The sequence below is a fragment of the Asaia sp. W19 genome (assembly GCF_003994335.1).
Lineage (GTDB): Bacteria > Pseudomonadota > Alphaproteobacteria > Acetobacterales > Acetobacteraceae > Asaia.
In genome coordinates this window covers 1-12,611 of the sequence record NZ_PNQZ01000029.1, presented here as the reverse complement: position 1 = coordinate 12,611, position 12,611 = coordinate 1, and the positions used below count along the sequence as shown (strand labels likewise).

10 protein-coding genes and 1 tRNA gene are annotated in these 12,611 nt (G+C 59.1%); 7 read left to right on the top strand and 4 right to left on the bottom strand.

Going from position 1 to position 12,611, the window contains the following annotated elements:
- The 3 genes from C0V97_RS06980 to C0V97_RS06970 all read right to left on the bottom strand — a co-directional run.
- Positions 1–1,718, bottom strand: a 1,718-nt coding sequence (locus tag C0V97_RS06980; RefSeq protein WP_158625363.1) for an HWE histidine kinase domain-containing protein, incomplete at its 3' end; no start/stop codon positions are given.
- Entirely contained in the window at positions 1,711–2,256 is a 546-nt protein-coding gene (locus C0V97_RS06975; RefSeq protein WP_127101920.1) for a biliverdin-producing heme oxygenase, read from the bottom strand. The genes C0V97_RS06975 and C0V97_RS06980, both read right to left, overlap by 8 nt.
- 468 nt (positions 2,257–2,724) lie before the next feature.
- Positions 2,725–3,717 (bottom strand): 3-hydroxyacyl-CoA dehydrogenase family protein, encoded by a 993-nt coding sequence (locus C0V97_RS06970; RefSeq protein ID WP_127101919.1) that lies wholly within the window; start codon positions 3,715–3,717, stop codon positions 2,725–2,727.
- A gap of 147 nt (positions 3,718–3,864) precedes the next feature.
- Here C0V97_RS06970 and C0V97_RS06965 point away from each other — a divergent pair, with 147 nt between their 5' ends.
- The 7 genes from C0V97_RS06965 to C0V97_RS06935 all read left to right on the top strand — a co-directional run bounded on the left by C0V97_RS06965 (position 3,865) and on the right by C0V97_RS06935 (position 11,853).
- The gene (locus C0V97_RS06965; RefSeq protein WP_158625362.1) at positions 3,865–4,842 is read left to right on the top strand and encodes a LysR family transcriptional regulator; all 978 of its coding nucleotides are present in this window, start codon (positions 3,865–3,867) and stop codon (positions 4,840–4,842) included.
- The gene (locus tag C0V97_RS06960) at positions 4,839–5,792 is read left to right on the top strand and encodes a LysR family transcriptional regulator (protein ID WP_127101917.1); all 954 of its coding nucleotides are present in this window, start codon (positions 4,839–4,841) and stop codon (positions 5,790–5,792) included. The genes C0V97_RS06965 and C0V97_RS06960 overlap by 4 nt, the downstream gene beginning before the upstream one ends.
- A 69-nt stretch (positions 5,793–5,861) precedes the next feature.
- Complete coding sequence (gene denD / locus C0V97_RS06955; protein ID WP_127101916.1) at positions 5,862–6,848, top strand: D-erythronate dehydrogenase; 987 nt, start codon at positions 5,862–5,864, stop codon at positions 6,846–6,848.
- A gap of 80 nt (positions 6,849–6,928) precedes the next feature.
- Positions 6,929–8,329, top strand: a complete 1,401-nt coding sequence (locus C0V97_RS06950) for an MFS transporter (protein WP_199751697.1) — start codon at positions 6,929–6,931, stop codon at positions 8,327–8,329.
- Between the two features lie 36 nt (positions 8,330–8,365).
- Positions 8,366–9,292, top strand: coding sequence for a sugar phosphate isomerase/epimerase (locus C0V97_RS06945; protein WP_127101915.1), 927 nt, complete (start codon positions 8,366–8,368; stop codon positions 9,290–9,292).
- 90 nt (positions 9,293–9,382) lie between these two features.
- Positions 9,383–10,696, top strand: a complete 1,314-nt coding sequence (locus tag C0V97_RS06940; RefSeq protein WP_127101914.1) for an MFS transporter — start codon at positions 9,383–9,385, stop codon at positions 10,694–10,696.
- On the top strand, positions 10,690–11,853 hold the full coding sequence (locus tag C0V97_RS06935) for an alpha-hydroxy acid oxidase (RefSeq protein WP_127101913.1): 1,164 nt from the start codon (positions 10,690–10,692) through the stop codon (positions 11,851–11,853). The genes C0V97_RS06940 and C0V97_RS06935 overlap by 7 nt, the downstream gene beginning before the upstream one ends.
- Positions 11,854–12,466: 613 nt before the next feature.
- Here the strand turns inward: C0V97_RS06935 and C0V97_RS06930 are convergent.
- Positions 12,467–12,543, bottom strand: a tRNA-Met gene (locus tag C0V97_RS06930).
- Positions 12,544–12,611 lie beyond the last annotated feature (68 nt).

The following is a 12,611-nucleotide window of genomic DNA, read 5'->3' as shown; positions in this document are numbered from 1 at the left end:
CCGCCATCGGTCCGGGCTACCTGATCATGGGCACTGGCCAACGCCTTGATGCGCCCGCGCAGAACCTCGACATATTCCTCTATCGTGCGGTCCTTGGCCACGGGGCGACCGATGAGGGATTGCACCACCGCGAGAATATTCTTCACCCGGTGATTGAGCTCTTCATTGAGCATGCGTTGTCGCAGATCGGCATCGGCGCGCTCTGAGAGCTGCTGCTGATGATAGACGCCCATCACCTCGATCAACGCCGAACGCAGCTGGCCGGCTGCCTCGATATCGAAGCTTGACCAGGGAAGGCAGCGCTCATGCACCTGCTCTTTCCAGATCGCGAAGCTCTGACGGGGCGTCAGACGCGGACCATGCGGCCCGTGCTCATATGTCTTTTGCGGATCACCACCCCAGTTGATCGTCTGGACGATCTCGCGGCGGAAAAGGAAGACGTAGTTTTCCGGCTGCGGTGAGATAGGGATGATCAGTACCCCGGCCACATGGGCCGTGTGCGCCGCAATCCAGGGATGGTCCTTTACCAGATGGTCAGATTGCCAGATCTGGGTTCCGGCCTTCCTGCGTGCCAGCTCGACGAATTCGCTCTGCACCTCCTTGGGTGCCGAGATGCCATGGCCCGTCCATTCATTATCGATCCAGATCGCTATTCCGTCAGACTGGATCAAAGGAGCGAGACGGCTGATCTGCCCGCGCAGATAGGCGGGCATGTCCGAAACCGAGGCGGCATTGCGCAGCACGCTCTCGATCAGCCCATGGGTACGCTCGGCAACCTGAAGACGCGTCGTCTTGAGGATGACGATGATCTGAAGCGCGAAAAACTCCGAAAACATCTGCACCACCGCGCGCTCCGCGATGGGGAGGACGCGCGGAGAGTAATGGTGGCAGGCAATCATGCCCCAGAGTGCACCATCGATCACGATCGAGATCGACATCGAGGCACCCACCCCCATATTCGTCAGATACTCGCAATGGATGGGCGACACGCTGCGCAATTGACCCAGCGACATGTCGAGAGGGGCAAGCCCCTCCCCCTCGATGATCGGCACCGGCGTGTATTTCACATCGCCGATCATGCGTATGGGTGAACGCCGATACAACTCGCGTGCCTGAGCAGGAATATCCGCACTCGGAAAATGCTGACCCAGAAAACTCTCGAGCGAAAGCGCCCGGGCCTCCGAGACGACTTTCCCCGACCAGTCATCGGCAAAGCGATAGACCATCACCCGGTCATATTCGAGCAGTCCACGCATCAGCATGGTCACTACGTCGAAAAGCCGCGTGATATCCGTCGTCTTGCGGACGCGATCCATCATGCCATGAAGCTGGGTCAGAAATTTCGTTGCCCGATGAGTCGCGGCAGCGGGTTCGCATTCGAGCACCACCTCGCCATTCACGACATGGACGGCCATGTCGAAGCGGGCATCCGGCGCGAGTTCCTGGCTGAGCAGAAAAACAGGCCGACGCTGGGTGACGCTCAGCGTCAGACCATTACGAATGTCATGAATGACTTCGGACCCGAAAAGGGCCACAAGATCGCTACCGATCCCCAATGCCTCGTGACCGAGCATCTCTGCCGCATTTGCAGAATGTCGCAGAACCACAAAATCGCTGATCGTGCAGGTGACAAGGCATCCGTGGGGCTGAATGCTCCCGGGGATATGGATCGGCTCGCGATCGCAGCTTGTCAGATCGACCTGACCAAATTCAGCCATGGAGAACATCCTCTGCTCGATCGACCAGCGTTACAGCATCATAGGCATGCCGGAACAGCATGGAAGCAGCAGAACCCGCTTCGTCGAGATCGAATACGGGGGCGTCCTCGAGCCTCTCAAGGAACACCTTCCAATTTGCAGGAGCGGCCGTCTGGTGCGCCAGATGGCTCGCCCCATGAGCCTCTGTATATCCTATCGCAGCGGCTCGACGCGCGATGATCCGTGCCCCGAGGGCGGAGCCCTCAAGGGTATACAGCATACCGAGCAGAGCTGAGTCACCCGAGGGCGGGGTGATGACAGGCACAATGGGAAGAGCCAGACGCAGGGTGGAAAGATCCTTCTTGAGCGCATCCCCCGTACGGACCGGACGCCATCCCCGCAGCCAGCCGGGATACGCAACATTCTCGAACGCGGATTCCGCGGCCAGCCGAAAAGCGGCTGTGCCGCGCAGGTAACGCTCATAGTCGTGCGCGGTCGCCAAAGGGCCGATCAAAAAATCGAGCCGTTCATGGGCCTCATGAACATGCTCCCGGAGCATGTGTCGTCTTGTCTTGGAGACGGTCAGCACAGCAATCCAGTCAACGACGTCCGCCCAGACATAATCTATCAGTCCTGTTCCACAAACGTGAATGCCATTCCATTTAAATCATTATCATCTCGCCTGTAAACATCAAGATTTCGGAAGAAAGGACTTGTCGGGAATTTTCGTTAACGCCCAGTATATGGGACATCATTGCTAAATCATCACACTCATTCGTCTATACTCACGAAGAAATTTCATGATACGCCATGATTTCCTGCATGGATGCCCCAGCAACTTGACGCATATTACTTCGTCTCGGCGAAACCGTGGCACTCCTCGCTTTTGCTCCATATCATCGGTGCCCACCAACACATTCAGCCGTCTCCTCTCTACTTAGGCTGGCCTTCGCCAGAGATCACATATGGAGGCGGCATGCGTGATTGGCAGCGGCAGCCGGGATTGACCCGGCCCCGCCTTCAACGCTTATCCCCTGCTCTTAGCATTCTTCTTGGCTTCAAGCGGAGAAGGGCCGAGTTCGCGCAGGACTTCCGCCATCTTCGCGTAGGCCTTGTTGCGATATGCCACGAGCGCCTCGGCCTCCTCCTTTGAATACTGCCCGTAATAGCCCGCGCCATTCTTCACGCCATGCTTGCCCTCGGCCACGAGACGCCTCACCGTATCGGGGCAGGACAGACGCGGCCCGAACGCATTCTCGGCCGTCACGAACCCATTCACGTAAACGTCCAGCCCCGCCATATCGGCGATGGCAAAGGGGCCGAAAAATGGCAGGCGGAAACCGAAAGTCGACCGAACGATCGTATCGACATCTTCAGGCGTCGCGATCCCCTCCTCGACGATCGTATTCGCTTCCTTGAACAGGACATATTGCAGCCGGTTCAGCACGAAGGTCGGCCGATCAGCGACCTCGGCAGACTGGCGGTTCACGCGGCCCAGCATTTCCTTCACGGTCTCGACCACGGCCTTGGTCGTTTCGGTGCCCGACACCAGCTCGACACCCGGGATAAACGGCGCCGGGTTACTGAAATGCACAGTCAGGAAGCGCTCCTGCCCCGTCACGAAGGGGGCGAGCACATGGACAGGAATGGTCGAGGTATTGGTCCCGATGATCGCATCGGGACGGGCCGCCGCGCTGATCCGCCCGAGTACCTCCTTCTTGACATCCTCACGTTCGAACACCGCTTCCTCGATGAAGTCGACATCACGCACCGCCTCCTCGATGGACGGGGCGGAACGCAGATTGGTCATGATCCGATCATAGCTTCCAGGCGTCAGAAGCCCCTGCGCCTCGAAATCGCGCGCTTCGCCCAGGAGCCGCTCGAGCGAGCGCTGCGTTGCCTCCGGCGAGACATCGGCGAGCGTGACTTTCATGCCTGAAGCTGCAAGGCTCTGGGCAATACCGCCGCCCATATACCCCGCGCCGATGACCGCTGCACTTCTGATAATCTGAACCGACATGTCGCCCAACCTTCACGATGATTTTGATGGACGCTGAAAACGGAGTGTTCCAGCGATGTAACGGACGAAAGAAATACTCACCCGAAAAGAGGCGCGTCCAATAGTCGTATCCACTCAATAGATAACCATTTGACTATGAAATCGCCCATGTCCCATCCGCATCTCGGCCCGTTCTGGTTCATCGCCTCCAGACTGAAGCTGCGTCACCTGCAGCTTCTCTCGGCATTTTCACGCCATCCGACCCTGCAGGCTGCCGCAGAAAGTCTCGGCATGGCGCAGCCTGCTGCCTCCAAGCTGATTGGCGATCTCGAGGAGTTGATGAAGATCCGCCTCTTCCGGCTCGAAGGGCGACGCATGATCCCCACCTTTGCCGGTGAGGTTCTGACACGACACGCTGTGACCATGCTTGAAGAGCTGGAACGCACGCGTGTCGAGCTCAACGCACTCGTTGATGGGCGCATAGGCCATGTCTCGATCGGAGCGATTGACGGCCCTGTCATCCGTTCGCTTGTCGACATGCTGCGCATTGCCCAGGAAACCTATCCCGAGATCGAACTCGAAATCCGCAGTGGCCCGAGCGACGCATTGTTCCAGATGCTGGTGGACGGCCAGATCGATATCATGCTGGGGCGACGTCCTGTCATCCCCTCGCCCTATCCGGTCCATTATGAGGAAATCGCCACGGAACATCTTGTTGTGGCGGCGCGTCCTGACCATCCCCTGCAGGATACAGGGCCGATCCCGCTGCCAGCCCTTGCCGATTATCCCTGGATCCTGCAGCGAAAGGGGAGCCGATCACGACAACGCCTCGAAGAGCTTTTCCTCGATCGGGATCTGACGCTGCCCACACGGATCGTCTCTTCGGATTCCTGGATGATGACCCTGGCCTATATCACCCGGACCGACGCCCTCACCCTGCTTTCGGCGCCCGCCGCCGAACTTCAGCGCGATGTCGGCCAGATCGCGCTTCTGCCACTGGATTTCTCCTTCGATGTCGCGCCCTGGGGGATGCTGGTGTCGAAGGACCGCCCCTCAACCCCTGCCGCGACAACCATCCTGTCCCTCCTGCGTGACATCACGCACAAAGGAGAAGCCGGGCGTTTCGACGGGGGCTCAGCCCCATGAGCGGACACTCCCTTATCAATCGGCTCAAGCTGCGCCATTTGCGTCTCATCCTCGAACTCGAGGCTACCAACAACCTTCATCGCGCCGCGGAGCGCATGAATCTCTCACAACCTTCGGTATCGAAATTGCTGCAGGAGGTCGAGCACGCCCTCAACACCCGATTATTCGAGCGATCCTCTCAGGGCGTGTTCCCGACACCCAGCGGGGTGCTTGCCGCCCGTCATGCGCGGCTCATGCTCAACGATATAGACCGCCTGCAACTTGATATGAACGCGATGCAGGAGGGGACATATGGCACGGTGCGCGTCGGCTCCATTGTCGCAGCCCTGCCCGATCTGGTGTCACCGGTCTTCGCAGAAATTTCCCGGACCCAGCCGGGGATCAGCCTGTCCCTCACCATCGATACCAGCGACGCGCTTCTTCTGGGCATGGAATCAGGCAGGCTCGATTTTGTGATCGGGCGCCCTCTTGGCCTCCATGGGCCTACAAGGCTGACCTGTCTCGACCTTGCCAGCGAGCCACTTTGCGTCGTTACCAGCTGTCTTAACCCGATCAATGATCCGGGAGGGTTGAGCCTGAAGGATGTCGCTGGCGAACGCTGGATCTTGCAGACAGCGCCCAGCCCCATGCGTCGGGCGATCGAGGCTGCTTTCACCACCGCCTTGCTTCCTCTGCCGGTCCACCCCATCGAGGCATCCTCGATGTTTGCAACGATCGATCTGCTGCTTCATTCGAGCATGCTCGCGGTCATTCCGTGCAGTGTGAGCCGACATTACGAGCGCGCGGGGATGATCCGTCGACTCTCTGTTCCCATGCCGGACTTCCTTGGGGCCTATTCCCTGATCAGCATTCCAGAACGCCCACTCACCCCCGCCGCCGATCTCGTATTTACGGCACTCAGAGAGGCCGCGATCAGCATTCCTGATCGGGCAGTTCAATCTTGCGTCTAGCGCATCATTAACTTTCGGATAGCTTTCGTTCATCTGAAGCTCGGAAACCCGAGAAAAAAGGTGAGTGCGATGCATATCCTCGTCATTGGCGCAGCCGGCATGATCGGCCGTAAATTCATCGAAAGTCTTACAAGCAGGCCTCTCGAGGGTACGGAGGCCACAACGCGCCTTACCTTGGCCGATGTAGTCGCGCCTGCCGCACCAAACGGTTTTAGTGGCGCGTGTGAGACAATGACCTGCGACCTGACGCAATCTGGCGCTGCCGAAAGGCTTTTGAGTGGTCGCCCCGATATCATCTACCATCTCGCGGCAATCGTCTCGGGCGAAGCGGAAGCCGATTTCGACAAAGGCTATGCGGTCAATCTCGATGGCACACGAACCCTGTTCGAGACCATTCGTCAGATTGGCACACGCGAGGGATGGAAGCCGCGTGTTGTCTTCGCCTCATCCAATGCGGTGTTCGGTGGCGACTTTCCCGACGTGATCCCCGATGATTACATCCTCACTCCCCAGACCAGCTATGGTACCCAGAAAGCCATATGCGAGCTCTTGCTGGCCGATTATCGGCGTCGCGGCATTTTTGACGCGATCGGGCTGCGTTTTCCCACCATCTGTGTTCGTCCTGGCAAGCCGAACCGCGCCGCTTCGGGCTTCTTCTCGGGCATCATCCGCGAGCCGCTGGTCGGGCAGGAAGCCCTGCTACCGGTACCAGAAACAACGCGTCACTGGATGACGAGTCCGCGCTCGGCGGTCCAGTTCCTGCGGCATGCAGCAACGCTCGATCTATCTCTCCTGGGTGAGCGACCCAACCTCTCCATGCCTGCCTTGTCAGTCACAGTGGGCGAGCAGATCGCGGCACTGCGCCGTGTCGCAGGTGAAAAGGCAGTCGCCCTTATCCGGCATGCCCCTGACGAAGCTGTTGCGCGTATCGTCGCTGGCTGGGCGCGCGGCTTCGATCCGCAACGCGCCCTGTCTCTCGGGTTCACGACGGAGCAGAGCTTCGACGCGATCATCCAGGCACATATTGAAGATGAGCTCGGCGGCCGCATTGCCTGAGCACCTTCTTCCCCTGACCGCCTGACCACATCCGCGCCCGAGTCATTTGTCGAAGGGGCGCGCATGAGGAGCCGAGCATCATGACTTCAGAGACGATACAGAACAAAGCGGTGCCCGAGATTCCGGACGCAATGCCACCGCTTGCCGCTCTTTCTCCCTCTTCCCTCTCAGCTCGCATTGCGGATCAGGAAACCCTGCGCAGAGGGGCGACGGGCAAGGCCTTCGCCAAGCTCCTGCCTTTCCTGATCCTGATGTATATCGTCGCATTCCTGGATCGTTCGAATATAGGCTCGGCCAAACAGGCGCTTCATACCGATGTCGGCGTTTCGGACGCCATGTTCGCATTCGGCGCTGGCGTGTTCTTCGTCGGCTATGCCCTGTTCGAGATCCCCAGCAATCTCATCCTGTATCGCGTGGGTGCCCGGCGATGGATGGCCCGTATCATGGTCACCTGGGGCCTCGTATCCGCGGCCATGATGTTCACGCAGGGTAACCTGTCGTTCATCATCCTGCGCATGATGCTCGGCATTGCCGAAGCGGGGTTCTTCCCCGGGATCATGCTTTATCTGACATTCTGGTTTCCCGAGCGGGAGCGCACCCGGGTGCTGGGCGTGTTCTATTTCGGCTATCCCCTCGCCATGACCTTCGGCAATCCGCTATCGGGGGCATTGTTCGGGCTCGATGGAATACTGGGCCTTGCCGGCTGGCAATGGATGTTCCTGCTTGAAGGCGGACTGGCCGTTGCCATGGGGATCGCAACCTATTTCGTCCTCCCCGACAAGCCTCAGGACGTGGCCTGGCTGAGCAATGCTGAGAAAACGACCCTCTCAGGTATCCTGCAAAAAGAGGCCGCCGAAAAAGAGGGAGCGCATGGCCACGGCGTACAACTCGGCGCCCTGCTGCATTCAAGCAAACTGCTCCAGTTCCTTGCGCTCTACATGGTCATGCAGGTCGCAAGCTACGGGGTGGTATTCTACCTGCCCGAACAGGTATCGCTGATCCTTCATGAAAAGATCGGGTTCCGCGTCGGTCTGGTCAGTGGCATTCCCTGGGCTTTCGCCATTCTCTCCACTTTCGTCATCACGCGCCTCGTCCAGAAGCATGATGCGCCGCGCCTCGGTCTTCTGGTCTGTCTGGCCGCAGCCGCGATCGGGCTATGCATATCCGGAGCCGAATCAGGCGTGGTTGCCGTGATCGGTTTGTGCATTGCCGCAGCCGGAGTCGTCACGGTCCAGGCCGTTTTCTGGAATTTCCCTCTCGCCCATTTCACCGGAGTGCAGGCTGCGGGGGCGATCGCACTTATCAACGCTCTCGGCAATCTGGGCGGGTTTGCTGCGCCCAATATCCGCAGCTTTGCCTCCCATCTCTGGGAAACGCCTGTTGCCGGTCTCTACGCCGTCGCCCTCTCCGGGCTGATCGGTTTGGTCATCGCCGCCTTCCTGCCGCGGACCAACCACCAGACACACCGTCCGGCCCATTGAGACCTTTTCCTCTCTATCCAGCCAAAGGAGATAACCATGTCTTCCCCTTTCAACCGCACCAACTGGCCCATTGCCGCAGCCATGATCCAGTATGCGAATATCCTGCCGGACGGCTCGAGCGTTCAGGATCAGACACCCGAAGAATGGGCCGCTACACTGGCTGAAGTCACTGATGCGGGCTTTACCGAGATCGACCCCACGGATTCCTGGATCAGGCTCGCTGATCTCCCCGCAGAGCGACTGGCCCTTTTCGCGTCGCTCGTGAAGGAGGCCGGTCTCACAATGCCAGGGCTCTCGACTGCGCGGCGCTCCATCATAGATCCGGAACAGGCGGATGAAAATCTCGCCTATAGTCATCGCGTGATCGATACCGCCGCGAAGCTCGGGATCAAGGAGGTCTCCTTTGGTCTTTTCTATCCCCTGACCCCCGCGCAAAAAGCCGCCTTGTGGTTCTGGACAGCACAGGGGACGGTCAACCCGGATGACACGACGACCTGGAACCTTGCGGTCGCCCGCATTCGCGAACTGGCACGTCATGCGCAGGAGGTCGGGGTCGGGCTCTCGCTCGAGATGTATGAAGATACCTATCTGGGCACGGCAGAGAGTGCCGTGCGCTTCGTGCAGGATGTCGACCACGCCAGCGTAGGGATCAACGCAGATCTGGGTAACCTTGTCCGGCTGCATCGCCCGGTCGAGCATTGGGCGTCGATGATGCAGAAGGTGGCGCCGTTTGCGCGCTATTGGCACGTGAAGAATTACTATCGCACTGAAGATGCCACCACAGGCATGGTGGTCACGGCCCCTGCCCCACTCGAATTCGGCGTGATCAGCTATCGGGCGGCCATTAAAATGGCACTCGCCCACGGGTTCAAAAGTGCCTTCCTGGTCGAGCATTATGGCGGTGACGGTCTGAGCGTAAGCGCGACCAACCGCGCTTATCTGCGTCGCATTCTGCCGAGATAACGCGGCGTTCTCTCTGCAAGGTCCCGATATGCGGACCTTGCAAAGGACAGCCCTCTCGCCATCCTTCCTCTCTGGTGCAGGAGAGAGATCATGCCCCGTCTGCGTTGGCTGATGATCATCCTCTGTTTCGCTGCGACCACCATCAACTACATCGATCGGGCAACGATCGCCATTGCAGCCCCGTTCATGGCGCGCGAATTACACATCGATCCGGCCCTCCTTGGCATCATCCTCGGTGGTTTCTTCTGGACTTATGCCTTCATGCAGCTGCCATTCGGTATGGTGGTGGATCGCGTCGGGGTCCGCGCAGCTTATGCGCTTGCCGTGATATGGTGGTCGGTCTGTACCGCCCTGACCGCTCTGGTCCGCGGGCCGCTGAGTATTCTCGGTCTGCGCCTTGCTCTGGGTATAGGTGAATCGGGCAGCTATCCTTCGAATGCCAAGGTCGCCTCGCTCTGGTTCCCCAAAAGCGAGAGAGGCCTCGCTGCCGGGATCTTTGACAGCGGGTCACGGGCGGGCTCTGCGGTATCGATGCCGCTGGTTGCCCTGCTGATTGCTCTTCTCGGCTGGCGCCTTGCCTTTGTCGCAGCGGGATGCCTCGGGCTGGTCTGGGTCGTCTTCTGGTTTGCGCTTTATCATGACCCGGACAGACATCCCCGACTTCCCGCTGGAGAGCTGGCAACGCTGAGAGCAGCCCAGCCCACTCCCGTACGTGCTGCCCCGGGAGCGTGGCGGCTGATGCTCAGGCACCGAACGGTGTGGGGCATGATGCTTGGCTTCTTCTGCGCCAATTTCGTCTTCTATTTTTTTGCCACCTGGTTTCCGAGCTATCTCGTAAGCGCGCACGGGTTTTCGCTCAAGGATCTGGGGCTCATCGGGATGATCCCGGGCGTTGTCGCCATTCCGGCAGCCTGGCTGGGCGGTTGGACCTCTGATCGGCTCCATCACAACGGATGGAGCCTCACAGCGGCACGCAAGACCTGCCTCGTGGGTGGGCTCGTACTTTCCTCTGTCATCGCTCTGACTGCCTTCGTCACCCAGACCTGGTTGTGCATCACCTTTTTGTCGGTTTCCTTCGGCGGTATTGCCTTCACTGGGGCCAATATCTGGTCTCTTCCAGCCGATATCGCGCCAAGCCCCGACCTCGTGGCTACTCTGGGCGGCCTTCAGAACAGTGCCGCGAATATCGCCGGGATCGTGATTGCGAGCTTTACCGGACTGATGGTGAGCCTGACGCATGGATCATTTCTCATCCCGCTCTGCGCAACCGGGGGATTTGGCCTGCTCGGCGCCGTTTCATACCTCTTCATCGTGGGGCCGATTGAGCCACTCCCCCTCGATCCCCCCAAGAAAAACGCGCCTGAACGGGCCGCCATAGCTGCACGAGTATCGACACCATGCTGAAACTGCTTCGTTCGCTCGACAATGCGATCCTTAACCTCAATGATTTCGAGAGCCTTGCGCGCCGTCATCTTCCCAAAGCGATCTTCGGCTATGTTCAGGGCGGCGCCGATGACGGCACCACGATCCAGCATAATCTGCGTGCACTTGACCGACTGCGTATGGTTCCGCGTGTGCTGCGCGACGTTTCTGCCTGCTCGCAGCAGGTCACACTATTTGGTCAGAGTTTCGCCAGTCCGTTCATGATCGCGCCTATGGGTGCGTCCGCCATTGTGGGTCATGACGCCGATAATGCGATGGCACGCGCTGCCAGATCCGCTCGTATCCCGTACATCCTCAGTGCAAACGCAATCACACCCATCGAAGAGATCGGGCGGGCCTATCCTGGATGCTGGTTTGCGGGTTACCAGAAGCCTGATGAAAGCAACATCGAACGGATGGTTGCACGCGTCTCCGATGCTGGCTTCTCGGCCTACTTCCTGACGGCTGACGTTGCCGTTGGCTCCAACCGGGAAAACAACCGGCGAAATGGCTATACCATGCCGTTTCGTCCAACTGCCCGCCTCGCTTTAGACATGGTACGCCATCCCTCCTGGCTCTACCGCACAGGGTGGAGGACGTTCAGACAACGCGGTCTGCCCCGTATCAGCAATATCGACCCGGTTGCGCGTCCCTCTATTTTCTCGCGCGAGATCAATGCCGTAACCGGTTACCCGCATTTCAGCTGGAAACACGCTGAGATGATTAGGCGTCGCTGGAAAGGGGCCTTCATCATCAAAGGCATCCTATCACCAGAAGACGCGCGACTGGCGCGCGAGATGGGGGCCGATGGAATCGTGGCTTCCAACCATGGCGGCAGACAGCTCGATTGCGCGGTGTCGCCGGTCGAAACGCTCTCCCGCATACGGGAAGTTTGTGGCGATATGACACTGCTCGTCGATAGCGGCTTCAGGCGCGGTACCGACGTCATCAAAGGCCTCGCCATGGGGGCCGACAGCGTATTGATAGGCCGTCCCTTTCTCTACGCTGCGGCCTTGGGAGGCGAACAGGCCCTCAAACACGCCATTACTCTGCTCCAGCGCGAGATCCATACAGATATGTGCCTGATGGGCGTGGAGGATTGTCAGGCACTGCGCGAGCAAACCGTTTTCTTCGAGTAATCTACATGCGAAGCGCATTCATCGCGCTCGGATCGCCTGCGCGGACTTGGGTCCCACCACTGTGCGAGACATCGTGAAGCATGTCGGACGGCTCTCTCTGTGCATGGGGGCGGATAGCGCAACGATACATTACCGATTGAGCCACGCTTTGAGATCGCTTCTTCTGTGCAGCAGTTTGCGGCTATCTTGAAGTGTATCTAGGAGGGGCGGATCATCCTGATGATAAACCTTCCCTCTCCCATCATTAGCAACAGGATAGGGATATATGGGCGCTTCAGTTTTGGCCCCTCTGCTGCCCTTCATTGTCAATGACGCAGGCTTTTCTGCTCTGGCGACCTGTATGAAACTGTACCAACATTGCGCGAGTGCCGTGAGCGCTTGCTACAGAATGTCGAGCCTGTGGCGGTTCCGTGCCTGAGCGGCGCACTCCTGACGTGTTTCTCTTTTTTTGCCGTGTCTTAGCCCTGATCCAGGCAGGGGTGGGGATGTATTTGGAAGGATATTCCCCAACTCGCCCACTACAGGGCGTGTTTATTCGCCGCTGTGCACGTTCTATGTGCTGGGCGAGCGTGTTGATGCGCTGATTGCGGCAGTCTGTGTATGTGTGGGGATTTGGTTGCGGGGGCAGGATTTGAACCTGCGGCCTTCAGGTTATGAGCCTGACGAGCTACCGGGCTGCTCCACCCCGCGAGGGTGGTGGGGTGTTTTGTGGGGTGGATCAGGGGACCTGGCGGCGACCGACTTTTCCGCATCTTGAG